Below are 25,576 nucleotides of genomic sequence, written 5' to 3' on the forward strand. Positions count from 1 at the left end.
CGCCCCGGAAGTTCGCGAGATCTCGCGGGCGACTCGGCGGCGTGTCGCCAAGTCACTGAAACAAAAGATAAATTACAATCTTGACCTTGAGTCTCACGCGCAGTTTCGCCGTCCCGCGGCAGCCTGTTCAGCGTCCAAACATGCCGCCGGATGATCGACGTTCTTAACCTTTCGCTTCCGTATTTCGGGCTCATTTTTATCGGTTTCGCCTGCGGCAAGTTCAGAAAGCTGCCGGAGACCGGACTGGCGTGGCTCAATTTCTTCTTGCTCTACATCGCCTTGCCGGCGCTGTTCTTCCGCATCCTGGCGAAGACGCCGTTCGAAGAATTGAACAATCTGCCGTTCGTCATCGCGACCACATGCGCGACGGCGTCAGCCTTCGCTCTGGCGGCGCTACTTGCATCCGCGATCAGGCGCGGGCGGGTTCGCGAAGCCGTGATGGCGGGGCTCGCGGGCGGCTACGGGAATATCGGCTACATGGGGCCAGGGCTGGCGCTGGCGACATTCGGCCCGTCCGCTGCCGTGCCGGTGGCCCTCATCTTCTGTTTCGATAGCATTTTCCTGTTCTCTATCGTGCCGTTGCTGATGGCTGTGTTCGAACGGACGCGTCGGCCGCTGCTGCCGACGGTCATCAATGTGGCGCGTCAGATCGTATTCCATCCGCTGATCATCGCCTCGTGGCTCGGCACGCTGGCCGCGGCATTCCATGTCGAGCCGCCCGTCGCCTTAGACCGTACGCTGCAGTTTCTGCAGAACGCAGCGGCTCCGGTGGCGCTGTTCGCGCTGGGCGTGACGGTTGCGCTGCGACCGTTCGACCGCGTGCCGTGGGAGGTGCCGGCGGTCGTGATAGTCAAATTGCTGGCCCATCCGCTGCTCGCAGTCGCGATGCTGTCGGTGCTCGGACCGTTCGACAGCCAATGGGTCGCAACCGCGCTCCTGATGGCGTCGCTGCCGCCGGCGCTGAACGCCTTTATCATCGCCCGCCAATATGACAGTTGGGTGGAGGCCGCTTCGACTGCAGTGCTGCTGGGCACGATGGCCTCGGTGCTGACGCTGACCACGATCATGTGGCTCTTGAAGACCGGGCGACTGGGGTTATAGCAGCGGCCTGCCGAAAGACGCCGGCGCGATGGCCTGTCGCATGACGAAGCGGCGAAGCGGCCCGATGTCGTGCAGCGCCTGCATGCTGAGGCTCCGCGCGAACTGCGCCGGCAGCAAATTCGACAGCAGCGAGCGGTTCGCGAGATCAACGACGAACGATCGGCTGGAAACGTCCAGTCTCCTCCGGCGGCGGTACTCGCTCAGCACAGCATCGTCGCCTGGATCGCGCCCCGACTTGAGCGCGTCGGTCGCTACGGCCGCAATCGCTGCGGCATCACGCAGGCCGAGATTGAGACCTTGTGCGCCGATCGGCGGCAGCACGTGCGCGGCTTCGCCGATGAGCGCGATGCGACGTGCGGCGAGGCGCTCGGCCTGTTCGAAAGCCAGCGGAAAGACATGCCGCGCAGGGTCGATCCGGACCGGGCCGAGATGAAAGTGCGACTGCTTCTCGACTTCGTGGGCGAGTTCGTCGTCGTCGAACCCCGAAAGCCGCATTGCCTGCTCCGGCTTGGTCACCCAGACGACGCTGGAGCGGTTGCCAGGCAAAGGTACGAACACGCAGGGGCCATCGGCGGTGTGGAATTCGGTCGATGTGCCGTTGTGCGGCCGGCCGTGGTCGATGTTCAGCGTCAACGCGGACTGAGGAAGTGCGCGCCTGCGGACGTCGATCCCGGCGGAATGTCGGCAGATCGAGTGCCTGCCATCGCCGCCAATCACGAGCCGGCTTCGCAGCAGTTGGCCCTGCCGGCAGCGGATGGTTGCCGCCGCATCTGATGTCTCGACGGCCTCGGCATCGTCGTCGATCCGGATCAGGGCAGGGCATTTGAGCACGCTGGCCTCGAGAGCTTCGACGAGATGGCGGTTCTCGATGTTGTGGCCGAAGGCATCGAGATCTATTTCCGCGCAATCGAAGCGCAGTTCGGGTGCGTGGATCAGACGGCCGCTAGCGTCGACGAGCCGCATGACGCGAAGTGGCGCGGCGTGATCGCGGCAGGCCCCCCAGACGTCGAGATCTTGCAGAATCTGCGTCGAGGCGTGCAGCAGCGCGGTGGTGCGGTTGTCGCCATAAGGAGCCCGGCGGGCGACCAGGGCGGTGCTGGCACCGGCTCGCGCGGCCGCAAGGGCGGCGCTCAGGCCAGCCGGGCCACCGCCGACGACGGCGACGTCGAAGTCCTTTAGTGGTTTATCCGCTGCAGCGCTCATCAAACTACAACTACTCACCCGGACGTCCGGTTTCAATCGGTGCGGCTACTGGACCGGGGGCCGACTTGCCGATGCAGGGGTCCTCAAGTTCGTCGAAAATGCAAGCCGATGCGAAATCTGCTAGCTAGCGTCAATGAGCGAGGGCGATTCATCATCGGCGCGACCGACCGTGCGCGCACGGGCGTTCGCCGTCCATATCTTCACGGCGCTGGGCGCAGGATTTGCCCTGATGGCGCTGCTGGAGGCAGTGCGCAGCCATTGGACAGCGATGTTTTTTTGGCTTGGGGCGGCGTTGGTGATCGATGCAATCGACGGCTCGTTGGCGCGGCGGCTGCGAGTGGCGGAGGTGCTGCCGAACTGGTCGGGAGATACGCTCGATCTGGTCGTCGATTTCACGACCTATGTCTTTGTGCCTGCCTATGCGATCGCCGCGAGCGGATTTCTCGTTCCGCATCTCGCGCCATTCCTCGGCGTCGCCATCGTCGTCTCCGGCGCGCTCTATTTTGCCGATCTCCGGATGAAGACCGACGACAACCATTTCCGCGGATTTCCGACGCTGTGGAACGTGGCGGCGTTCTTCCTGTTCCTGCTGCGGCCTTCGCCATGGGTGGCAAGCCTTGCGATCGCCTTTCTGGTGATCGCCACGTTCCTGCCGATCAACGTCATGCATCCCATCCGCGTGAAGCGGTTTCGCTTCTTCAATATCGCCTTGGTGATGATTGGCGCTGCGTTGTCGGTCATCGTCCTCATACGCAACTTCGATGTACCGGTCGCGATCACGATCGTTCTTTGTCTGATCGCGATCCATGTGACGTTAAGTGACCTGATTATCCGACTGGTCCGGAAGGAACGATCGTGAGCGCGAGCTCGCGATCGCCGGCGCGCAAGCGGAGGCGGGGTTGTCCTGACCGCGTCTTCGCCATAGGCTCGCCGGTACAAACTGGAGCAGTGCAATGGCTAAGGCGGTAAGGGTGCATCAGACGGGAGGGCCGGAGGTCCTCACCTATGAAGACGTCGAAGTGCCTGCACCCGGCAAGGGTGAAGTGCGCATTCGCCAGCGCGCCTGCGGACTGAATTTCATCGACACCTATTTCCGCACCGGACTTTACAAGGCGCCGTCGCTGCCTTTCATCGCTGGTAACGAAGCCTCCGGCGATGTCATCGATGTCGGTCCGGGCGTCACCGGCTTTCACCCTGGTGACCGCGTCGCCTACACGTTCGGCCTCGGCGGATACGCGAGCGAGCGTGTCATGCCCGCGGACCGGCTGGTGAAGCTGCCGGATATGATCACCTACGAACAGGCTGCAGTGCTGATGCTGAAAGGCCTGACCGTTCATTACCTCCTGCACAAGACGTTCAAGGTCGAGCCCGGCCAGAATGTGCTGATCCACGCGGCCGCCGGCGGCATCGGTTTGCTGGCCTGCCAGTGGGCCAAGGCGCTCGGCGCCAATGTGATCGGCACCGTCGGCTCGAGGGAAAAGGCCGATCTGGCCGCACACAACGGCTGCGATCACGTCATCCTCTACAACGAGACCGATTTCGTCGCCGAAGTGAAGAAGATCACCCGCGGTGATCTCTGCAACGTCGTCTATGATGGTGTTGGCAAGGCGACGTTTCCCGGTTCACTCGATTGTCTCCGGCCGCTCGGCATGTTCGTCAGCTTTGGCAACGCCTCGGGCGTCGTGCCGCCTTTCTCAATTGGCGAATTGCAGCGTCGCGGCTCGCTGTTTGCGACCCGGCCGACGCTGAACGACTATATAGCCAAGCGTCGCGATCTATTGGAGGCGGCCGACACGATGTTCGCCGCCGTTATCAGCGGCAGCCTGCAGGTGCCGATCCATCACGCCTATGCGCTGAAGGACGCTGCGAAGGCACATCGCGATCTGGAAAGCCGCGCGACCACCGGCGCGTCGATCCTGAAGCCATAGCGTTCAAGCGCGACATCTGACTTTCATATCTGCTTCGCAACGAGTTCTCGGAAGCGACGGGCGCGCCATGTCATAAAGTTGTCGGGTCGGCCGCGGTCGTCCATCACCGCCTTTGAACGTTCGCCCGACGCCGGCAAGGGGCTCGCGCGACATGCGCGTTCGCTGGGCGTTCGAAGAAGTGGGCCAGTCTTACGACATTCGTCTGCTTTCATTCGAAGCGATGAGGGAGCGCGCATCTGGGATGCCCGAGATGACAGACAGGTTCGCTTCGGCGACCTTCGCAAAACGAGTCAACGCGGTGAGATTTGGCGCATATCAAATTTGAGTTGCATTGCCGATATCAAGCTTAACGGTGATCTAAGATTCCCATCAATTGCATTGTGTCGCGTTAAGCAGGATCATCCTTCACGAGACGGTTCGGAGGAGGAACTCGCCATGACCCTGCAAAACGCCTTGGCGATCTATCTGCATTTTTGGATGATGGATGGCCCTCTCAATGACCGCGACGAACAAGTAGTCGAAGCGGCGGTGAAACTCATTGAACAAGAGGCACGGAAGGCAATCGTGGTGTATTCGCAAGACCATAAAGGGCAGTAGCCGTACAATGCCACCCCACACTGTCCAGCTGTCCGTCGTTGAACCTCAAGTCCGAAACCTCGAGAAGCACGCGATAGTCTGAAGGGAATCCTCTGATTGGGGACAGGACCTAGTCCAATACCTTCTGCAGGCAGACCGAGCGGGTGTCGCTATATCCGAGCTGTTCGTAGAAGCTCGCGGCCTGAGCGTTGTCGGCGCGCACCAGCAGTTGGACCTTCCACACACCGCGCTGCTTCAACCAGCCTTCGGCGGCCTGCATCATCGTCCGGCCAAGGCCGCTGCGCTGCCGCTCAGGCGCAATCGCGACGTAATAGACCCAGCCGCGATGACCGTCTTCCCCGACCATCGCGCTGGCCACGATCTGTCCGCCGTCGAGCCCGACCAGCACGGTTGAGTGCGCGTCGCGCCGAGCAAAGGCGATATCGCGTCCCGGATCATTCCATGGCCGCGCAACACCCGAGGCGTGCCACAGCGCGACGACGTGTGAAATGTCGTCGTCGGTGATATCGCGAATTGCCAGGTTCATCGTCATTCTCCGAAATAAAACGTTGTGCGGTTGGGAGAGGCGCATCCTCTAGAGTTCACGCCACGCAGCGTGCAGCGCCCATGCGCGTCAGGATGGCGTCAAGGCCTTCGATCATCTCGGCGACCTCTTCGCGTTTGAGGTTCAACGCCGGCATGAACCGCAGTGAATCCGGGCGAGGGGAGTTCAACAGCAAGCCGTCCTTGAGCGCGGCAGTGACGACGTCTGAACCGATCGGCCGCTTCAGGTCGAGCGCCAGCAGCAGGCCTTCACCGCGGACGCCGCCAAGACCGTGCCGCGCCGACAGCCGCTGCAGCTCGCTCGCGAGCAACAGACCCGTCTCGGCAACCGACTTCAGGAAATCCCCCTCGGCGATTTCGTTCAGGACTGCGAGCCCGGCCGCGCACATCAGCGGGTTGCCGTTGAAGGTGCCGCCCTGGTCGCCGTGCTCGAAGCACGAGGCCTTGTTTGTCGCAAGCAGCGCGCCAAGCGGCACACCGCCGCCGATGCCTTTGCCGAGCGTCATGATGTCCGGCGTGATGCCCGCATGCTCGTAATGGAACAGCTTGCCCGTGCGCCCCATGCCCGTCTGGATTTCATCGAGAATGAGAAGGAGGCCGTGCTGCTCGGTGAGAGCGCGCAGCTCGCGCAGGAATTCGTTGGTCGCCGGCCAGACGCCGGCTTCACCCTGCACAGGCTCCAGCATGACGGCGATCGTTTTCGCGTGAATCAGGCTTTTCACTGACTCGAGGTCGTTCAGTCGCGCTTTGTGGAATCCCGGCACTTTCGGTTCGAACAGCGGCTCGAAACTCGACTTGCCCGAGGCTGACATGGTCGCCAGCGTCCGGCCGTGAAAACTGCCGTCGAACGTGATGATTTCGAACGCGCCATCCTTGTGCAGCGAGCCATACTTCCGCGCGAGCTTGATAGCGCCCTCGTTAGCTTCCGCACCGGAGTTGGTGAAAAAGACCTGATCGAAGCAGCTTTTCTCCGTCAAAGCCTTCGCGAGCGCGAGGCTCGGCTCGTTGTAGAACGCCGGACTTGGCGTCAGCAGCTTCGCGGCTTGCACGGACAGGGCAGCGACAAGCGCTGGCGGCGAGTGGCCGAGGCTGTTGACGGCCCAGCCCTGTACGAAATCGAGATAGCGCCTGCCTTGATCATCGAAGAGGTACGAACCTTCACCGCGCACGAAGACCACCGGCGGGCGGGCCGTGATGTTCATCAAGGCGTCGAACGAATGCGTCGCGATGGTCATGGCAGTCTCTCCGATGGTTGCTTGGTGGACCAAAACGCAAGAAGGCCGCACGTTGAGGGTGCGGCCTTCTCGAAAACTTGCTGATTTTTGGAGCGTTCAGCTTCGTCGTCGGACACGGCGCGACCCATCATCGTCGAACGAGCGACGACGGAAGGTGGCGCGACGGATGGTCCGGTTGAAAGTCATGATGCGCCGATACATCCGCGACGCCAGGATTGTCAAGGGCTATCAGAAGCCCACGACACTGCCGTGAAGGTCGTATTCATCAGCGCGCTCGATCTTCACTGTGACGACCTCGCCCTGGCGTAATGGCCGGCGGCTTGCGACATAGACGGCGCCGTCGATCTCCGGCGCGTCCCCCTTGCTGCGGCCCTTGGCAACGCTCGGCCCGATCTCGTCGATGATCACCTGCTGGCGGCTGCCGACCTTCTTCTTCAGTCGTCGCACCGAGATCTTCTGCTGATGCGCCATCAGCCGTTCCCAGCGCGCGGCTTTGACCTCATCGGGAACAGGATTGTCCAGTGCGTTGGACGTCGCGCCGGCGACCGACTCGTACTTGAAGCAGCCGACACGGTCGATTTCCGCTTCGTCAAGCCACTGCAGCAGGTCATCGAACTCCGCGTCGGTTTCGCCGGGAAAGCCGACGATGAAGGTCGAGCGCAGCGTCAGCTCCGGACATTCGCTGCGCCATTTGGCGATGCGGGCGAGGGTCTTGTCCTGGGCCGCCGGACGACGCATCCGCTTCAGCACATCGGCGTTGCCATGCTGGAACGGAATGTCGAGATAGGGAAGCACCTTCCCTTCGGCCATCAGGCCGATCACCTCATCCACATGGGGGTAGGGGTAGACGTATTGCAGCCGCACCCAGGCGCCAAGCTCGCCCAGTTCTTTCGCCAGATCGTAGAAGCGTGCGCGGACCTCCCGGTCCTTCCATTTGCTCGTCGCGTATTTGATGTCGATGCCGTAGGCGGAAGTGTCCTGCGAAACCACCAGCAGTTCCTTGACGCCTGCCTTCACCAGCCGCTCGGCCTCGCGCAGCACGTCGTCGGCCGGCCGCGAGACGAGATCGCCGCGCAGCTTGGGGATGATGCAGAACGTGCAGCGGTTGTTGCAGCCCTCGGAGATCTTCAGATACGCATAGTGGCGAGGCGTCAGCTTGATGCCCTGTGGCGGCAGCAAATCCAGCATGGGATTGTGCTTCGGCGGGTTGGCGCGGTGCACGGCCTCCAGCACGCTCTCATACTGCTGCGGTCCGGTGATCGACAGCACGCCGGGATAGGCCTCGCGAATGGCCTCCGGTTCCGCGCCCATGCAACCGGTCACGATCACCTTGCCGTTCTCGGCCATCGCCTCGCCGATGGCGGATAGCGACTCGGCCTTGGCACTGTCGAGAAAGCCGCAGGTATTGACGATGACGAGGTCGGCGCCATCGTGCTTGCGCGCCAGCTCGTAGCCCTCGGCCCGCAGACGCGTGATGATACGCTCGGAATCCACCAGCGCCTTGGGGCATCCAAGCGATACAAAGCTTACAATTGGGGCGCGGCCCTGTTCCATCGTCCTTAATGTCCGGCTGAGGGGCTGGAGCTATCCTCGATCCTGGCCAATTACAAGGCTTTGAGCCGGCGATTGAGCCTGCTAAGAGGCCTCTTGCCGGAATGCGAGTAACGGATGGTCGCCGAGTCGTCGCCCAAGATTGCCATTGTCGACGAGAATCCGATCCGGGCTGCGATCCTTGAAGAAGGGCTGCGCGAAGCCGGATTCGCCGCGGTCGAGCGTGTCGGCGAGATGAACAATCTCCTGGCGCGCATCTATTCGATCGATCCGGATGTGATCCTGATCGATCTCGAAAACCCGAGCCGCGACGTTCTCGAGCAGATGTTCCAGGTCAGCCGCGCGGTACGCCGGCCGATCGCGATGTTCGTCGACCAGAGCGATGCCGCCTCGATCCAGGCGTCCGTCGATGCTGGTGTTTCGGCCTATATCGTCGATGGTTTCCGAAAAGAGCGGATCAAGTCGATTATCGACCTGTGCATCTCGCGCTTCAACGCCTTTGCCAAACTGCAGGACGAACTGGAGCGAACCAAGACCGCACTTGAAGAGCGCAAGGTGATCGACCGCGCCAAGGGCATCCTGATGAAGCTCAAGGGCCTGTCGGAAGAGGAGGCCTATGTCCTGATGCGCTCCACGGCGATGCGCGAGAAGAAGAAGATCGTCGAGATCGCGCAATCGATCATCACGGCGTCGGAGCTGCTCAAATGACGGACAACAGGAAACCAGGCTCGCTGGTGCCGTTGCGGATCGGGTTCATTCCGCTTGTCGACGCCGCGGCGCTGCTCGTTGCGGTGGGCAAGGGCTTTGCGCGCGATGAAGGCCTCGACGTCACGCTCCACCGCGAAGTCTCGTGGTCGAACGTCCGCGACAAGCTGAACCTTGGGCTGTCTGACGCCGCGCATTTGCTGGCGCCGGTGGCGATCGCCTCCAGCCTTGGCCTCGGCCATGTGAAAGTGCCGATCGTGGCGGCGTTCAATCTGGGACTGAACGGCAACGCCATCACCGTTTCGCCGGCTCTGCACGCGGCGATCATGGGGGAGGTTGACGGTGATCCGCTGAATCCGCTCGTCACCGCGCAGGCGCTCTCCCGCGTTGTGGCGGCGCGCAAGAAGACTGGCGCTGAACCTCTCGTGTTCGGTATGACGTTTCCGTTCTCGACGCATAATTACCAGCTCCGGTTCTGGATGGCCGCCGGCGGGGTCGACCCGGACGAGGATGTGCGCCTTGTGGTGCTGCCGCCGCCTTACATGGTCGAGAGTCTTGCGAGCGGCCATGTGGACGCCTTCTGCGTTGGCGCGCCGTGGAATTCGGTCGCGGTCGACCTCGGTGTCGGCCACATCCTTCATTTCGTCTCCGACATTCTGGCGCGCGCGGCGGAGAAGATGCTCGCGGTCCGCCAACCCTGGGCCGACAAGAATCCCACTGTGCTGGCGTCTTTGATCCGCGCGCACGACCGCGCCGCCGAGTTCATCGAGGTGCCGGACAACCGGGCGGAAGTCGCCGCGATCCTCGCAAGGCCAGAGCACATCGGCGTCGATGCCGAAGTCATCCGCCGCACGCTGGACGGCCGTCTGAAGGTTTCACCGGACGGCAAGGTGCGCGAGAGCGGGCGCTATCTGCTAGTCGGCAGGGAGGGCGCAGCGCGTCCCGATCCGGTGCAGGCCGCCTGGCTGTATGCGCAAATGGTCCGTTGGGGACAGGCACCGCTTTCCGATCAATCGCTCGCCATCGCCCGGGGCGTGTTCCGGCCTGACCTTTACGATGCGGCGACCGGGAAGGCAGGGCGTCCTGAAACCCGGGTCGCCGACGGCGTCGGCGCGTTTGCCGGCCCGGCCTTCGACCCATCCGCCATTACCCAGCATCTCGATTCATTTCGCATCCGGCGGCGCTGACGTTTCGGATTGCCTATTGATTGTGCAGTGCGCAAAAGTGCGCCAAATGCCTTTCGCGCGGGCGAAAATACAACTGCTGTTTATTTGTTCACATCTTCCATCTAGCGGAAATCATTTGAGTTTTTGCGCCGCACAAATCTGGCACGAAGCTTGAATAGCTAGACCTGTCGAAGCCGGGTTCCGGTATCGACCGGTCCAACGACGGACCATTCAGCAAAGCCGCTGTCCTGGGGGATTCGCATCATGCGCAGCCTCGGGGGCGGCTTTTGTTTTGCGCGAACGGGATCGAGCGGCCGCCTGAGTGAGGCGGCGAACAGGAAAGCCAGAAGGACGACACACACGATGACCAGGACGACCAAGGGCGGTTTGACAGGCTCAACGATGAGCCGGCGCGCGCTTCTGAAACGCGCGGCGGGGACAGCGGCGCTGCTCGCTGCAGCGCGGGTGAATTTCCCGGCAGGAGCCTTCGCACAGGGCGCAGGGCCGGAAGTGAAGAAGGCTGTCCTCGGTTACATCGCGTTGATGGACGCTTCTCCGCTCGTGATCGCCAAGGAGAAGGGGCTGTTCGCCAAGCACGGCGTCGGCGACGTGGAGGTCAGCAAGCAGGCGTCATGGGGCGCCACGCGCGACAACATTGTGCTTGGCGGAGAAAAGAACGGCATCGACGGCGCGCACATTCTGACGCCGATGCCGTACCTGATCTCGACCGGCAAGGTGACGCAGAACAACGTGCCGACGCCGATGTACATCCTCGCCCGCCTCAACCTCGATGCGCAGGCGATCTCGGTTGCCAACGAATACAAGGATTTGAAGGTTACGGCGGATTCCTCGTCGCTGAAGGCGGCTTTCGCGAAGAAGAAGGCCGAAGGCAAGGAAGTGAAGGTCGCGATGACCTTCCCCGGCGGCACGCACGATTTGTGGATCCGCTACTGGATGGCGGCCGGCGGCATCGACCCGGACAAGGACGTTTCGACCATCGTTGTCCCGCCACCGCAAATGGTGGCGAACATGAAGGTCGGCAATATGGACGCCTTCTGCGTCGGTGAGCCGTGGAACGAGCAGCTCGTCAACCAGGGCATCGGCTTCACTGCCTGCTCCACCGGCGAGATCTGGTCCAAACATCCCGAGAAGGCGCTCGGGATGCGCGCCGAGTTCGTCGACAAGTATCCGAACGCGGCCAAGGCGATCCTGATGGCTGTGCAGGAAGCCCAGATGTGGTGCGACAAGCCGGCAAATCGCGCGGAGATGTCGGAGATCGTTGGGCGCCGGCAGTGGTTCAATGTTCCTGTCGCCGACATCATCGGTCGCGCGAACGGCGATATCAACTACGGCAATGGGCGGGTCGAGAAGGGCACCAAGCAGTTCATGAAGTTCTGGCAGGACCATGCGTCCTACCCGTTCAAGAGTCATGATGCGTGGTTCGTCACCGAAGATATCCGCTGGGGCAAGTTCGAGCCGACCGCCGACGTCAAGGCTCTGGTCGACAAGGTCAACCGCGAGGACCTCTGGCGCGACGCGGCCAAGGCGCTGGGCGCCGCAGCAGCAGACATTCCCGAATCGAGTTCACGCGGCAAGGAGACTTTCTTCGATGGCAAGGTCTTCGATCCCGAGAATCCCGCCACCTACCTCAAGAGCCTGTCGATCAAGCGCATCGACGCCTAACCGTCCCGCATCCTCTCACGCGAGGTACAGAAGATGACCATTGCACTTCAGAAGAGCGCGGACGCTGCAGCGACGCCGGTGACGGCGTCAGCAACCATCGTTCCGCTGTCGCAGCCGCGCGCGAGCAACGTGCAGACGAAGCTGATCCCGGCGGCAAAGGAGTGGGCGGCAACGCTCATCCCGCCGATCATCACGGTCGGAGCGCTGCTGCTGCTCTGGCAGATCCTCTGCATGAAGCCCGGGGCCACGCTGCCGTCTCCGTCGCGCATCTGGACGGACGCAAAGGACCTGATCGTCGACCCATTTTTCGTCGCCGGACCGCAGGACATCGGCCTCGGCTGGCGCATCCTGACCTCGCTGCAGCGCGTGGCTGTCGGCTTTGGTCTTGCCAGCATCGTCGGTGTTCTGCTCGGCGCACTGGTCGGACAGTCGGTCTGGGCGATGCGCGGGCTCGATCCGATTTTCCAGGTGCTTCGCACCGTGCCGCCGCTCGCCTGGCTGCCGATCGCGCTTGCTGCCTTCCGCGACAGCCGGCCGTCGGCGATCTTCGTGATCTTCATCACATCGATCTGGCCGATCATCATCAATACCGCGGTCGGCATCCGCAACATTCCCCAGGACTACCGCAACGTCGCCTCGGTTGTTCAGCTCAACCAGCTCGAGTTCTTCTGGAAGATCATGATCCCGTCGGCGGCGCCGTACATCTTCACCGGCCTGCGCATCGGGGTCGGTCTGTCGTGGCTGGCCATCGTCGCGGCGGAAATGCTCACCGGCGGCGTCGGCATCGGCTTCTTCATCTGGGATGCGTGGAACTCGTCACGCCTGTCCGACATCATCATCGCCCTGATCTACATCGGCATCGTCGGCTTCGTGCTCGACCGGATGGTCGCCTTCATCGCCAACATCGCCACCCGCGGCACGCAGGCAGCTTAAGGAGCTGAACCATGGCTTATCTCAAGATCGATCACGTCGATAAGGTGTTCAGCCGCGGCAATCGCGAGACTGAAGTGCTGAAGGACATCGTGCTGACGGTGGAGAAGGGCGAGTACGTCTCGATCATTGGCCACTCCGGTTGCGGCAAGTCGACCCTGCTCAACATCGTCGCCGGCCTGACGCCTGCGACCCAGGGCGGCGTGCTGCTGGAGGGGCGCGAGGTCAACGCGCCGGGGCCTGACCGCGCCGTCGTGTTTCAGAACCACTCGCTGCTGCCGTGGCTGTCGTCCTACGACAACGTCAAACTCGGCGTGGACAAGGTGTTCGGCAGAACCAAAAGCCGCGCCGAGCGCCACGACTGGGTTATGCACAATCTCGACCTCGTGCAGATGGGGCATGCCAGGGACAAGCGCCCATCGGAAATTTCCGGCGGCATGAAGCAGCGTATCGGCATTGCCCGCGCTCTGGCGATGGAGCCGAAGGTTCTGCTGCTGGACGAGCCGTTCGGCGCACTCGACGCGCTGACGCGTGCTCACCTGCAGGACTCGGTGATGGCGCTGCACCAAAAGCTCGGCAACACGGTTCTGATGATCACGCACGACGTCGACGAAGCCGTGCTGCTGTCGGACCGGATCGTGATGATGACGAACGGCCCGAGTGCGCGGATCGGCGAAGTGCTCGACGTTCCGCTGCCGCGGCCGCGCAAGCGGCTCGAGCTCGCGGCCAACGCCACGTACCTCAAGTGCCGCCAGCGCGTGCTCGAGTTCCTGTACGAGCGGCATCGTTACGTCGAGGCTGCATAAGCGGCAGGAGGACTTGCTGTGAGCGAACCCCTGGTTGTCATCGGCAACGGCATGGCGGCGGCACGCCTGGCGCAGGAAATCGCCAAGCGTGCGCTTGGCCGCTACGCGGTTGCTATCATCGGCGACGAGCCGCGGCTGGCTTACAACCGTGTGCTTCTGTCGTCCGTACTTGCCGGCGAAATCGCCTCGAAAGAGATCGAGCTGCAGCCGGCCGCCTGGTGGCGCGACCGCGGTGTAACCTTGAGCTACGGTCGCGCTGCGACCTCGGTGGATCTGCAAAGCCGCCGTGTCGTGCTGGCAGACGGCCGTCTCGTGCCGTTCTCGAAACTGGTATTCGCCACGGGATCGCAGCCGCTGCGCCTGAACATTCCGGGCGCTGACCTGCCGGGAGTGCATACGTTCCGCGACAGCCGTGACGTCGATCTGCTTCTGACATTGGCGGCGGCACGGAGGCGCGTGGTGGTGATCGGCGGCGGATTGCTCGGACTGGAGGCCGCCTATGGCCTCGCCAAGGCCGGCTCGCCGGTGACGTTGGTCCATCTGATGGACCGCCTTATGGAGCGACAGCTGGATGCGCCGGCGGCTGCCCTGTTGAAGCGCCTGGTGGAAGAGAAGGGCATCGACATCCGTCTGAACGCCAGCACCAAGGCGATCTTCGGCGGTGACACGGTCCGGGGTATCGAGCTCGCCGACGGCACCCACATTGCGGCTGACGCAGTGATTTTCGCCGCCGGCATTCGCCCCAATGCGGGCCTTGCCGAGGCCGCCGGTATTGCCGTCAACCGCGGCATCGTCGTGGACGGCAGCCTCGCGACCAATGTCGCTGGCGTCTACGCGCTTGGCGAATGCGCTGAACATCGCGGCGTCTGCTACGGGCTGGTTGAGCCGGCCTACGAGCAGGCGAAGGTTCTCGCCGAGCATCTTGCTGGTCGTTCCGCGTCGTATGAGGGGAGCGTGCTCTCGACCAACCTGAAGGTATCCGGCGTGAATGTGTTTTCCGCCGGAGACTTTGCAGGTGCAGCGGGCACCGAAGCCATCGTGCTGAGCGATGCAAGGCAAGGCACCTACAAGAAGCTCGTCATCTCCGGCGGGCGGCTGACAGGGGCGATCCTGATTGGCGACACGCAAGATGCGCTCTGGTACCTGGAGCTGATCCGCTCGGCTGCCAGCGTCACAGCATTCCGCAGCGATCTGATGTTCGGCCGTGCGCTTGCCGAAAGGAAGGCGGCTTGATCATGGCCGGTGACTTCACACCAGACCAGAAACGCTATCTGGAAGGGTTCGTCACCGGCCTTGGTGCCTCGCGTCTGACGAGAGGCGGAGGGAAGACCGAACCGGTCGGGCCTGACGCGATCCACCTGAAGGCGCAGGATAGAGCCGTCGCTGCCGGCGGCAAGCTCGCCGAGCAGGAGAGACTCAAGCGCGAGGAGCATCCGTTCGACGCCTATGCGCGACTGGTCCAGCAGGCGCGCAGCAACGAGCCACCAAAGCCCGCGGACAACTTTCGCTGGCGCTATCACGGTCTGTTCTACGTGGCGCCGGCGCAGAGTTCTTACATGTGCCGCCTGCGCATTCCGAACGGAATACTCAAGCACTGGCAGTTTGCTGGCATCGCCGATATTGCCGAGAAATTCTGCGGTCCGTACGCGCATGTGACGACCCGCGCCAACCTTCAGCTTCGCGAGATCGAACCGAAGAACGCCACTGAGGTGATCGAGGCCATACAGGATCTCGGCCTCTGGTCACGCGGTTCTGGTGCCGACAACATCCGCAACGTCACCGGCACGCCGACGGCCGGCATCGATCCGCAGGAATTGCTGGACACGCGGCCGCACGCGCGCGAGTGGCACTTTCATATTTTGAACGATCGCTCGCTGTACGGCCTGCCGCGAAAGTTCAACGTCGCCTTCGACGGCGCGGGCGCGATCGCGGTGCTGGAAGACACCAACGACATCGCCTTTCAGGCTGTGCGGGTTTCGGAAGGACACGGCGTCGATGGAGGCATCTACTATCGACTGGTGCTCGGCGGCATCACGGGCCACCGCGATTTCGCCCGCGATACCGGCGTCGTTCTGAAGCCCGAGGAGGCGACACGCGTCGCCGATGCCATCGTTCGGGTGTTCATCGAGCACGGCGATCGCACCAACCGCAACCGCGCCCGGCTGAAATACGTACTGGACAGCTGGGGTTTCGAGAAATTCCTCAAAGCTGTCGAAGAGAAGCTGGGCGAGCCGCTGCGGCGCGTTCCGGCCGAGGCGATCGCACCCCGGCCAGCTTTTGACAAGCTCGCGCATATCGGCGTGCACGCGCAGAGGCAGAAGGGGCTGAACTGGGTCGGCGTCGCGCTGAAGCTCGGCCGGCTATCGGTCGAGCAAATTCGCGCCATCGCCGGCCTCGCGCAACGCTTCGGAGACGGCGACATCCGTCTGACCGTCTGGCAAAATCTGTTGATCTCCGGTGTTGCCGATAAACACGTCGAAGCCGTCACGGCAGCGATCGATGCGCTGGAACTTGCCACGTCGGTGTCGCCGCTGCGGGCCGGGCTCGTCGCTTGCACAGGCGCCACCGGCTGCCGCTTCGCCGGCGCACACACGAAGGAGGATGCCGAGAAAATCGCCATTCGGTGTGATGCCCATGTGGCGATGGATACGCCGGTCAATATCCACCTGACGGGCTGCCATCACTCCTGCGCGCAACATTACATCGGCGACATCGGGCTGATCGGCGCCCGCGTGCCGGTCAGCGACGATGGCGACACCGTCGATGGCTATCACGTCCTTGTCGGCGGCGGTTACGGGCCGGATGCGGCGATTGCACGGGAACTGTTTTCGAATGTGAAGGCCGAGGACGCGCCACGCACGGTCGCGCACATTCTGAACGTCTATCTGCAGCAGCGCGCGTCGAAAGACGAGTCGTTCCTCGCATTCGCGCAACGTACCGATATCGAAATCTTCAGGGCGGTGGCAACGCTCGAGGCCGCGGAATGAACCAGATGTCTCCGCCGCCCAAGCTCGACATCATTCCGGAGACCGCGCCGTTCTCCGAGGAGCAACGCGCGTGGCTGAACGGGTTCTTCGCCGGTTTGTTGTCGTCGGACAATGCGGGTGTGACGCCGCTGTCGGCCGAACAGGGGACGGCCGTCATGCACGGCGCAGCCGGCGACGATGACGACGCGCCCTGGCACGACCAGACAATGCCGATGGCCGAGCGCATGAAGCTCGCCGAGGGCCGTCCGCTTCGCCGCCGGATGATGGCGGCGATGGCGCAGCAGGATTGCGGCCAGTGCGGCTACAACTGCCACGACTATTCGGAGGCGCTCGCCAACAAGTCGGAAGCGCGCCTCAATCTTTGCGTGCCCGGCGGCAAGGAAACCGCGCGGATGCTCAAGGCCTTGCACGAGGAGCTCGAGCGGGCGCCAGCAGCGAAGGCTGCGGCGCCCGCGATTCAGCTCACCGCGCCCGCATCTATTCCGGGGCGGTCGCGCGACAATCCGGCCGAGGCGATATTCCTGTCGCGAAGGCGGCTCAACAAGGAGGGCTCGGAGAGGGACACCTGGCACCTCGAATTCGATCTGACCGGCTCGCAGCTCGACTATGTCGTAGGGGATTCGTTCGGCGTGTTTGCGCTGAACGAACCGGCGCTCGTGGAGAGCGTTGTGGCAGCGCTCCGTGCGCCGCCGGATTTTCCGATCGGCGCGCGGACGCTGCGCGAGGTGCTCACTGATCAGGTCTCGCTGTCGCCTGCGCCGGATTCGCTGTTTCAGCTTCTCTCCTACATCACCGGCGGCGATCGACGGCGAAAGGCCCAGGCGCTGGCATCGGGCGAGGACCCGGATGGCGATGCGGCAACGCTCGACGTGCTCGCCGCGCTCGAGAAGTTCGGCATCAGTCCCGATCCGGAGGCCTTCGTCGAAGCGTTGGAGCCGCTGCAGCCGCGCCTCTATTCGATCTCATCGTCATATAACGCGACGCCCGGACGGGTCTCGCTGTCGGTCGATGCGGTCCGTTATGTGGTCGACGGCCGCAAGCGTCTCGGCGTCGCCTCGACCTTCTTTGCTGATCGGATCAAGCCGGGCGACAAGCTCAAGGTCTACGTGCAGAAGGCGCATGGGTTCGGCCTGCCGCAGGATCCCACTACACCGATCATCATGGTCGGTCCGGGCACCGGCGTCGCTCCCTTCCGGGCATTCCTGCATGACCGGCAGGCGTCCCGCGCGCCGGGCCGCAACTGGCTGTTCTTCGGCCATCAGCGTAGCGACTTCGACTTCTTCTACGCCGACGAACTGAATGCGATGAAATCGTCCGGTCTGCTGACGCGCCTGTCGCTCGCGTGGTCGCGCGACGGTGACCAGAAATTCTACGTTCAGGACCGCATGCGCGAAGTCGGCCGCGATCTATGGTCGTGGCTCGCCGAGGGCGCGCACGTTTATGTCTGCGGTGACGCCAAGCGCATGGCGAAGGATGTCGAACGGACGCTGGTGGAGATCGTCGCGCAATACGGCGCGAGATCGATCGACGAGGCGATCGGTTTTGTCGCGGAGCTGAAGAAGAAGGGGCGCTACCAGCAGGATGTGTACTGAGGTCTCGATGATGGCGGCGGCAGCCCGTTCGCGAAGGAAATGCACGTCCGGAGCCTGGGGTGGGGTATTTTTCTCCACCGTTGCAGGCTGGGTGGAAAAAATTTCGTCTTTCTTGGCCGGATATTGCCTTTTGGCAGACGAAATCTTCTATTTCCGGGATGTTTGTCGGTCTGGAAGATCAGCCCATGCGCGCCTTGTCACTCTGCCGCTCCCGCCTGCAGACGCTGCAGCGGCGCGTCGATCGCTGGCACACCATGACATTCTACGGCGCGATCTCGTTCATGACGTTGATCGTTCTTCTGACGCTGCCTTATCGCCCGTTCTAGCAGCGGGCTTCATGCGGAGCCGATCCGCATGAAGCCGGTCAGGACCACATGCGCTTATTGCGGCGTCGGATGCGGCGTGATCGCAACGCCCGACGGCAACGGGGGTGCGGCGATCGAAGGTGATCCGGATCATCCCGCAAATTTCGGCCGGCTGTGCTCGAAGGGTTCGGCGCTCGGCGAGACGCTCGGCCTCGAAGGCCGGCTCACGCACCCGATGATCCGGTGCAGCAAAGGCAAGCTGGAGCGGGTGGCGTGGCCCGACGCGCTTGATCATGTCGCCAGCCGCCTGCAGCACATCATCGGCAAGCACGGCCGTGACGCGGTGGCCTTCTATCTGTCCGGCCAGCTTCTGACCGAGGATTACTACGTCGCCAACAAGCTGATGAAGGGTTTCATCGGCACCGCCAATGTCGACACCAATTCTCGTCTGTGCATGGCGTCGTCGGTTGCCGGTCACCGCCGGGCGTTCGGTACGGATACGGTGCCTGGCTGTTATGAGGATCTCGACCGGGCCGACCTGATCGTGCTGGTCGGCTCGAATGCGGCCTGGTGCCATCCCGTGCTGTTCCAGCGGATGCTCAGGAACAGGCAGGAGCGCGGCGCGCGCATCGTCGTGATCGATCCGCGCCGGACGGCGACGAGCGAGGATGCCGATCTCTTCCTCGGCCTGAAGCCCGGCAGCGATACGGCGCTGTTCTGCGGATTGCTGGTTCATCTCGCCGATCACGGGGCGCTTGATCATGACTATATCAGCCGTCACACATCGGGCTTCGACGCGGCGCTCGCCCGCGCGCGCAGCATTGCCGGCAGCGTTGCAGCGACGGCGTTTGCGACCGGGCTCGCCGAGCAGGACGTCGCCGCATTCTTCAACCTGTTCCGCACGACGCCGCGGGCGGTGACCGCTTTCTCGCAAGGCGTCAATCAATCCGCGCAAGGCACCGACAAGGTCAACGCGATCATCAACTGTCACCTGGCCACGGGCAGGATCGGCCGGGAGGGCGCAGGCCCGCTGTCGCTGACGGGGCAGCCCAACGCCATGGGCGGCCGCGAAGTGGGCGGGCTCGCCAACCAGCTCGCCGCGCACATGGGATTCACGCCGCAGGACATCGACCGCGTCCGCCGGTTCTGGAAGGCGCGGCACATGGCGCCGCGTGAGGGCCTAAAAGCCGTGCAGATGTTCGAGGCGGTCGGCCGCGGCGAGATCAAGGCGCTGTGGGTCATGGGGACCAACCCCGCCGTGTCGTTGCCGGACGCTGACGCCGTCCGCAAGGCGCTCGGCAAGTTGGACCTGTTCGTCGTCTCCGAGAACGTCCTGTCGAACGATACGGTCAATTCCGGCGCGCATGTGGTTTTGCCCGCGCATGCGTGGGGCGAAAAATCCGGCACGGTCACGAACTCCGAGCGGCGCATCTCGCGCCAGCGCGCGTTCCTGCAGGCGCCAGGCGAGAGCAAGCCCGACTGGTGGATCGTCAGCGAGGTCGCCAGCCGCCTCGGCTTTGGCGATGCCTTCGCGTTCAACTCGGTGGCAGACATCTTTCGCGAACATGCCGCGCTTTCGACCTTCGAGAACGCCGGCTCGCGTGACTTCGACATCGGCGGCCTTGCGACCATCTCGGACAATGACTTCGACGCTCTCGCTCCGGCGTTGTGGCCGGTCCGCCAGGCCGGCGACGTGCGGCAGCAACGCTTCTTCTCGGATGGCGGTTTCTACACCGAGGACCGCAAGGCGCGGTTCGTCGCGCCGGAGGTGCCGCAGCTCAAGACCACGCCATCGATGGGTCGTCCGCTGCGGCTGAACACCGGTCGCATCCGCGACCAGTGGCACACGATGACGCGGACCGGCGTAAGCCCGCGGCTCGGCCAGCACCTTCCGGAGCCATTCGTGGAGGTGCACCCCGACGATGCCGCTGAAGCTGGCCTCGAGAGCGGCGGTTTCGCCGACGTGACGACCGAATTCGGCCGCTGCATCCTGAAAGTGGAAATCTCCGATCGTCAGCAGCGCGGCATGCTGTTCGCGCCGATCCACTGGAACGAGACCAATGCTTCGTCGGCGCGCGTCGGTGCGCTGGTCTCGCCCTTCACCGATCCGTTCTCGGGCCAGCCCGAGGCGAAGGCGACGCCGGTGGCGATCGCACCTCACGCCTACGCCTGGCGCGGTTTCGTGCTCTCGCGCAAGCAGGTGACGACGATGCCGGACGGCGTCTGGTGGAGCCGCGTCGCGGTTACCGGAGGCTATGGCTACCTGCTGGCGCACAATCTTGCTCAGAGCGTCTGGCAGGCCTGGTTCGCTACCCACGCTCGATGCGATGACATCGCCGCCTATGACGACCAGGCAGCGGCGGTCTATCGCGCAGCCGCATTTGCCAATGAGCGGATTGAGCTCTGCCTGTTCAGCGGTGCATTCGAGGAACAGGTGGCTTGGGATGCGATCAAGGATCTGTTCGCCAAATGCGTCGTCTCGCCCGATGAGCGCCGCCTGCTGCTGTCGGGTCGCAGCGGCGATGGCCTCGCCGCAACAGGACCGATCGTCTGCGCGTGCTTCGGCGTCGGACGCAATGCGATCGACGAAGCGATCGGGCAGGGCGCGTGCTCGGTCACGGCGATCGGCGCCTCGCTGAAAGCAGGAACGAACTGCGGTTCCTGCATCCCCGAACTGAAGCGCATGCTTGCGCAAGCGTCGCCCGTGTCGCGCGATCAAGCTGTGCCGGAGCCGCTGACCGCCTGAGCGAGGCCTAGCCTTTCATCGTCTTGTCGAAGGGCGCGAGCCGGTGGCCGTTCTGCTCGAGCACGCTGCGCACCTGCCGCGCGATCGAGACCGCGCCCGGCGTGTCGCCGTGCACGCAGATCGTGTCGATCGGCATCTTGACGGTCTTGCCGGACACGCTGACGACGGCCTGATCGTTCACCATGCGCAGCACGCGTGCGGCGATGGCATCGGCGTCATGCAGCACGGATCCCTGCTTGCTCCGGCTCATCAGCGAGCCGTCATCCTCGTAGGCGCGATCGGCGAACACTTCGCGCGCCAGCGGCAGGTTGAGAGCTTCACCGGCGCGTTCGATTTCCGAACGCGGCAGCACCACCCAGATCAGGTCGCGGTCGACCGCCTTGATCGCCATTGCGATCGCGCGCGCGACCATCGGGTCGGCACAGGCCACGTTGGACAGCGCACCGTGCGCCTTCACATGCGTGACCCGATGGCCGGCCATCACCGCAATCGCCTGCATCGCGCCGATCTGGTAGGCGACCATCGTTTCGATCTCGGACGCGGTGAGGCCTGCAACCGGCCGCCGGCCGAAGCCGTGCAGGTCGCGATAGGACGGATGCGCGCCGATGCTGACGCCTTTTGTTTTGGCGAGCTTGGCCGTCTCGAGCATGATGTCGGAATCGCCCGCATGAAAGCCGCAGGCGACGTTGGCGCTGGTGACGATATCCAGCATTGCCGGGTCATCGCCCAGCGACCACATGCCGTAACCTTCACCGAGATCGCTGTTGAGATCGACTGTTGTCATCGCTGTCTCACACTAGATTCGTTGTTGGATCGCATTTCTGCGGAGAACCGGTGTCCGCTTTTCCCGAAAATGCTCTAATGTTCGTCGTCATGGGTACTCTGCCACGTCGCCGCATCGAATGCATTGACGGCGTGGCCCGCGAGATTGGCGCCGTGCAGGGCATCGGTATTCGGGCCCGTCCGCACCGCCCGCAGATGGTCCGGCAGTGATCTTATCATCTGGGCAAAGCGGCGCGCTTCGTCTTGCGCCTCTTCAATGCCGATTTCGGTGAACGTCACAGTCTGGCCGGCGCGACGCTGGGCGAGAATGCCGAGATCGGGACCGATGACCGTTGCGATCTTCGGATAACCGCCAGTGGTGCCGCGATCGCGCATCAGCACGATCGGCTGGCCGTTGCCGGGAACCTGCACGCTGCCGTTCACCGTGCCGTCGGAGACGATGTCGTGTCCCTTCAAATGCGAAAGCGTCGGCCCGTCCAGCCGATATCCCATCCGGTCCGATGTGGACGAGATGGTCCACTCCGAAGCGAGGAACAGCGCGAAGGCCTCGCCGAATTCGCCGGCCTGCGGTCCTGGAAGGACGCGCAGGTCGGCCCGCATCGGCTGATCGAACATCAGCTGTTGTTCCGGGGCGGTGCTCGCCTCGAGCAGCTCGAGTTCATCGCCGGCCTGAAGCGGGCGCGGGAAGGGGCTGCCGACGCCGGCTCGTGCCGTCACGCTCAGGCTGCCGAACAATGGCCGGCCCTGGACCGCGCCTTCGATACCGAGGATGCTGAACACGCCGCTCCGCGCAGCGCCGATGTCGAGCCGGTGGCCTTCGGCAAGCACGGCGGAGGTGGCAGGTGGCAACATATGCCCATCGATCTTGATCTCGCGCCCGGCGCCCGCGACGGCGATCCGAACGGAGCCGGCACGCACTTCAAAGCTTGCCGGAAACGGGCCGATCTCGATGCCCGCTGCAGCCGGCGGATTGCCGACGAGTGTGTTGGCCGCGGCGAGAGCCACCAGGTCCATGGCTCCGCTGCTGGTCAGGCCATAGCGCTGTGCGCCGTAACGACCTCCATCCTGCACGGACGTCAGCGGTCCGACTGTGACGACTGCGAATTTGCTCACGATGCGACAAGCTCCGCCACAGGTTCGCCCGCCTCGGCCGCCTGGTCGAGTGCGGCCCACTCGCGCGGATCGATCGCATAAAAGCGAACCGCGTCGCCTGGCTCGATCAGGAACACCGGCTCGCGCCCTGGATGATAGGTGCGCACCGGCGTGCGCCCGAGCAGATGCCAGCCGCTCGGAGCGGCCAGGCATTGGATGCCCGCCTGCACGCCGCCGATGGAGATGGTTCCGGCGGGCGTCACGGCACGCGGCTCGCGACGGCGGGGCGACGCGAGCCGCGGATCCAGGCCGGCGAGATAGGCGAAGCTCGGCAGGAAGCCGAGCATGGCGACGTAATAGTGTCCGCCCGTGTGCAGACGAATGACATCCTCCGGCGACAGGCCGCGCGCCTTGGCGACCTCCTCGAGGTCGATGCCGTACTCGCCGCCATAGACGACCGGAACACGCCAGCAACGGCGGGAGCCAGGCTCCGTCGTGACGGTGTTCGCGAGCGGCTCGATCTGCGCGCTCAGCTGCGCGAAACTCAGCGCCAGCGGGTCGTAATGCACAAGCAACGAGCGGTAGGTCGGAACCGTCTCGATTATGCCAGCGATCTTTGCCTGCGCGATCGCGCGGTCGAGCCCGAGCACTTTGCGGTTGATCGCCTCGTCGATTGTGTCCCCGAACTCGACAACAAGGGCGGCTTCGCTGCAGGGCACGATCCGAGGGCTAGGCGAGGGCATTGCTGGCGGGCGGCTTTCCGGTTTCAATCGATTGTCCAAGTCTAACATACCATTGACGTTCTGCGCCGGACGCCGCAAGGGTGTCGGTCTAGGAGCGCTTTTCGATCAGGTCGAAAAGCGCTCTGGATTCGTTTGTTTGATCGCATTTTCTACGGAAAACCGGTGCCCACTTTTCCGGAAAAAAATGCTCAAGTTCGCATCTTTTGGAGCTTTTGCCGCCATGCTTGACAAGAAGGCCATCGACACGCTGCGACAGGTCTCGACCGCCACCATCACCACCGTTCTTCTGAAGAAGGGTCTGCGCAACATCTGGATGCGCGGTGCGCGGCCGCTGCGTCCGGGTCAGGAGCGACTGGTCGGTCCGGCCTTCACGCTGCGCTTCGTACCGGCCCGCGAGGACCTGGCGACGCCGGAATCCTGGTCGTCGCCGATCTCGACCCGCACGGCGATCGAGGCGATGCCGGAGGGCTGCATCACGGTTGTCGATGCGATGGGCATCACCGACGCCGGCATTTTCGGCGACATCCTTTGTGCACGCATGGCGAAGCGCGGCGTCACGGCGCTGGTGACCGATGGCGTCGTGCGTGACCTCGAGGGCGTGCTCGGCACCGGCCTGCCGGTCTGGTGCGACGGCGCCGCGGCGCCGCCGTCGGTTGCGGGCCTCACATTCGTCGGCTGGGGCGAGCCGATCGGCTGCGGTGGCGTGGCGGTGTTTCCTGACGACGTGGTGGTTGCCGACAAGGATGGCGCGGTGCTGATCCCGAAGGCGATGCTCGACCACGTGCTCGTCGAAGGTCCCGCGCAGGAGGCGCAAGAGGCCTGGATCGTCGATGAGGTCAACCGCGGCGCCGCGCTGCCGGGTCTTTATCCGATGAACGCAGAGACCAAGGCGCGCTACGAGGCGACGCTGAAGAAGTAACATCGTCGTTGCGACCCGGCTTCGCCCTTCGGGCTACGCCGGGTCGCAACGACGGTGGATTCAATTGTCAAACAACCTGCAGCCTGTAGCCCGGATGAGCGAAGCGACATCCGGGGGAAGCCTCGCTGTAACGATAGTCAGTCCCGCATATCGCTGCGCTCATGCGGGCTACAGGCGTAACTTATCGCCCCCTGTTCCTGTCCGGCCTGAGGCTTGCCGGTCGGCTTGTGCCTTTCCCTTGCCCGAAAGGGCTGTGCGGAACGCAAGGGCGTTTCACCGCGCCCGCGGCGCCATGTGCTCTTGGCAAGCACATGGCAAACAACAAATGCCACGGAGGCAGCTCAACGCCTGCGCTCCGCACGCGATGGTTCTTGCACGGCTTGCTGCATGTCCCCAGGCCTCGCCACTTTCGCTGGCTTCGCCCGGTTCGTGCGAACTCCTCGCCCGGACATGCACTTGGACCGTCCGCCCGTCGTACCGGCGTCTTTCCTTCAGGCATCACACGGATTTCTCCGGCACTTTCCAAAGAGCCCGGCATCGTAACGGCCACCGCATCCCGCTCCGCATCGATAAGACGACCGCGACGCGCCCTTCCGTTGGAGCGGGACGGGAGGAGGATATTGCGGATAGGAATGAAGGCAACAATTATTTCGGAAAAAACGAATTCACTGTGAACATCCTGTGCGTATCGCCTCGCTCGTCATTGCGAGCGCAGCGAAGCAATCCAGCGGTGAGCTCGCGGCAATCGCCGCGCTGGATTGCCGCGTCGCTGCGCTCCTCGCAATGACGGCGTGCTTCGTCGCTGCGCTTTGCTCCCGGCGTAGGCCGCAGGCAACGCCGCTCGCAATTGTGCATGTTCACTAAATCGGTGATTGGATCGCTCCGCTGGAGGACGATCCGATGCGCGATAACAGCTATGACCGGACGATCGAACGCAACTACCTGCAGAAGTGGCGTTTTC

The 25,576-nt window shown here is 63.6% G+C and carries 22 protein-coding genes; 15 read left to right on the top strand and 7 right to left on the bottom strand.

The genetic code is table 11. The features are described 5' to 3' along the window. The first annotated feature begins 150 nt into the window (after nucleotides 1-150). Nucleotides 151-1,101, top strand: a complete 951-nt coding sequence (locus tag RCO31_RS14350) for an AEC family transporter (protein WP_308969078.1) — start codon at nucleotides 151-153, stop codon at nucleotides 1,099-1,101. On the opposite strand, the gene RCO31_RS14355 is transcribed toward RCO31_RS14350, so the two are convergent. Continuing rightward, nucleotides 1,096-2,304: a UbiH/UbiF family hydroxylase gene (locus RCO31_RS14355; RefSeq protein WP_308969079.1), complete on the bottom strand. Its 1,209-nt coding sequence runs from the start codon at nucleotides 2,302-2,304 to the stop codon at nucleotides 1,096-1,098. The genes RCO31_RS14350 and RCO31_RS14355 overlap by 6 nt on opposite strands. A gap of 133 nt (nucleotides 2,305-2,437) precedes the next feature. On the opposite strand from RCO31_RS14355, the gene RCO31_RS14360 reads away from it, so the two are divergent. The 3 genes from RCO31_RS14360 (at nucleotide 2,438) to RCO31_RS14370 (ending at nucleotide 4,829) form a co-directional block, all read left to right on the top strand. Then, nucleotides 2,438-3,163 carry a CDP-alcohol phosphatidyltransferase family protein gene (locus RCO31_RS14360; RefSeq protein WP_308969080.1) on the top strand — a complete coding sequence of 242 codons (726 nt, stop codon included), beginning with the start codon at nucleotides 2,438-2,440 and terminating at the stop codon, nucleotides 3,161-3,163. Between the two features lie 94 nt (nucleotides 3,164-3,257). After that, nucleotides 3,258-4,232 carry a quinone oxidoreductase gene (locus RCO31_RS14365; RefSeq protein WP_308969081.1) on the top strand — a complete coding sequence of 325 codons (975 nt, stop codon included), beginning with the start codon at nucleotides 3,258-3,260 and terminating at the stop codon, nucleotides 4,230-4,232. Nucleotides 4,233-4,667: 435 nt separating this feature from the next. Next, nucleotides 4,668-4,829: a hypothetical protein gene (locus tag RCO31_RS14370; protein WP_308969082.1), complete on the top strand. Its 162-nt coding sequence runs from the start codon at nucleotides 4,668-4,670 to the stop codon at nucleotides 4,827-4,829. A gap of 109 nt (nucleotides 4,830-4,938) precedes the next feature. Here RCO31_RS14370 and RCO31_RS14375 read toward each other — a convergent pair whose 3' ends face one another. The 3 genes from RCO31_RS14375 to rimO all read right to left on the bottom strand — a co-directional run bounded on the left by RCO31_RS14375 (nucleotide 4,939) and on the right by rimO (nucleotide 8,161). Further along, nucleotides 4,939-5,361: a GNAT family acetyltransferase gene (locus tag RCO31_RS14375; RefSeq protein ID WP_308969083.1), complete on the bottom strand. Its 423-nt coding sequence runs from the start codon at nucleotides 5,359-5,361 to the stop codon at nucleotides 4,939-4,941. 49 nt (nucleotides 5,362-5,410) lie between these two features. Beyond that, entirely contained in the window at nucleotides 5,411-6,607 is a 1,197-nt protein-coding gene (locus tag RCO31_RS14380; protein WP_308969084.1) for an acetylornithine transaminase, read from the bottom strand. A gap of 228 nt (nucleotides 6,608-6,835) precedes the next feature. Continuing rightward, nucleotides 6,836-8,161 carry a 30S ribosomal protein S12 methylthiotransferase RimO gene (gene rimO, locus RCO31_RS14385; protein ID WP_308969085.1) on the bottom strand — a complete coding sequence of 442 codons (1,326 nt, stop codon included), beginning with the start codon at nucleotides 8,159-8,161 and terminating at the stop codon, nucleotides 6,836-6,838. Nucleotides 8,162-8,275: 114 nt separating this feature from the next. Between rimO and RCO31_RS14390 the strand changes: the two genes are divergently transcribed. From RCO31_RS14390 to RCO31_RS14435, 10 genes are all read left to right on the top strand, one after another. Further along, nucleotides 8,276-8,866, top strand: coding sequence for an ANTAR domain-containing protein (locus RCO31_RS14390; RefSeq protein WP_308969086.1), 591 nt, complete (start codon nucleotides 8,276-8,278; stop codon nucleotides 8,864-8,866). After that, complete coding sequence (locus tag RCO31_RS14395) at nucleotides 8,863-10,050, top strand: CmpA/NrtA family ABC transporter substrate-binding protein (protein WP_308969087.1); 1,188 nt, start codon at nucleotides 8,863-8,865, stop codon at nucleotides 10,048-10,050. The genes RCO31_RS14390 and RCO31_RS14395 overlap by 4 nt, the downstream gene beginning before the upstream one ends. 342 nt (nucleotides 10,051-10,392) lie before the next feature. After that, nucleotides 10,393-11,712: a CmpA/NrtA family ABC transporter substrate-binding protein gene (locus RCO31_RS14400; protein ID WP_308969088.1), complete on the top strand. Its 1,320-nt coding sequence runs from the start codon at nucleotides 10,393-10,395 to the stop codon at nucleotides 11,710-11,712. A gap of 33 nt (nucleotides 11,713-11,745) precedes the next feature. Further along, a complete protein-coding gene (gene ntrB, locus RCO31_RS14405) occupies nucleotides 11,746-12,645 on the top strand; it encodes a nitrate ABC transporter permease (RefSeq protein WP_308969089.1) in 900 nt (299 codons plus the stop codon). Between the two features lie 11 nt (nucleotides 12,646-12,656). Beyond that, nucleotides 12,657-13,448, top strand: a complete 792-nt coding sequence (locus RCO31_RS14410; protein ID WP_308969090.1) for an ABC transporter ATP-binding protein — start codon at nucleotides 12,657-12,659, stop codon at nucleotides 13,446-13,448. Between the two features lie 18 nt (nucleotides 13,449-13,466). Beyond that, entirely contained in the window at nucleotides 13,467-14,681 is a 1,215-nt protein-coding gene (locus RCO31_RS14415; RefSeq protein WP_308969091.1) for an FAD-dependent oxidoreductase, read from the top strand. Nucleotides 14,682-14,683: 2 nt separating this feature from the next. Beyond that, complete coding sequence (locus RCO31_RS14420; RefSeq protein WP_308969092.1) at nucleotides 14,684-16,435, top strand: NirA family protein; 1,752 nt, start codon at nucleotides 14,684-14,686, stop codon at nucleotides 16,433-16,435. Continuing rightward, nucleotides 16,432-18,027, top strand: a complete 1,596-nt coding sequence (locus RCO31_RS14425) for a sulfite reductase subunit alpha (protein WP_308969093.1) — start codon at nucleotides 16,432-16,434, stop codon at nucleotides 18,025-18,027. Before RCO31_RS14420 ends, RCO31_RS14425 begins: the two co-directional genes overlap by 4 nt. 59 nt (nucleotides 18,028-18,086) lie before the next feature. Beyond that, nucleotides 18,087-18,353, top strand: coding sequence for a hypothetical protein (locus tag RCO31_RS14430; protein ID WP_308969094.1), 267 nt, complete (start codon nucleotides 18,087-18,089; stop codon nucleotides 18,351-18,353). Between the two features lie 28 nt (nucleotides 18,354-18,381). Beyond that, on the top strand, nucleotides 18,382-21,078 hold the full coding sequence (locus tag RCO31_RS14435; protein WP_308969095.1) for a nitrate reductase: 2,697 nt from the start codon (nucleotides 18,382-18,384) through the stop codon (nucleotides 21,076-21,078). Nucleotides 21,079-21,085: 7 nt separating this feature from the next. Here RCO31_RS14435 and RCO31_RS14440 read toward each other — a convergent pair whose 3' ends face one another. From RCO31_RS14440 to pxpB, 3 genes are all read right to left on the bottom strand, one after another. Next, a complete protein-coding gene (locus RCO31_RS14440; RefSeq protein WP_308969096.1) occupies nucleotides 21,086-21,862 on the bottom strand; it encodes a 5-oxoprolinase subunit PxpA in 777 nt (258 codons plus the stop codon). A 74-nt stretch (nucleotides 21,863-21,936) separates the two neighbouring features. Then, nucleotides 21,937-22,974, bottom strand: coding sequence for a biotin-dependent carboxyltransferase family protein (locus RCO31_RS14445; RefSeq protein ID WP_308969097.1), 1,038 nt, complete (start codon nucleotides 22,972-22,974; stop codon nucleotides 21,937-21,939). Further along, complete coding sequence (gene pxpB, locus RCO31_RS14450) at nucleotides 22,971-23,696, bottom strand: 5-oxoprolinase subunit PxpB (protein ID WP_308969098.1); 726 nt, start codon at nucleotides 23,694-23,696, stop codon at nucleotides 22,971-22,973. The genes RCO31_RS14445 and pxpB overlap by 4 nt, the downstream gene beginning before the upstream one ends. Before the next feature lie 220 nt (nucleotides 23,697-23,916). Here pxpB and RCO31_RS14455 point away from each other — a divergent pair, with 220 nt between their 5' ends. Continuing rightward, on the top strand, nucleotides 23,917-24,615 hold the full coding sequence (locus RCO31_RS14455; RefSeq protein ID WP_308969099.1) for a ribonuclease activity regulator RraA: 699 nt from the start codon (nucleotides 23,917-23,919) through the stop codon (nucleotides 24,613-24,615). Nucleotides 24,616-25,576: the final 961 nt, after the last annotated feature.

Source organism: Bradyrhizobium sp. LHD-71 (genome assembly GCF_031157255.1).
Lineage (GTDB): Bacteria > Pseudomonadota > Alphaproteobacteria > Rhizobiales > Xanthobacteraceae > P52-10.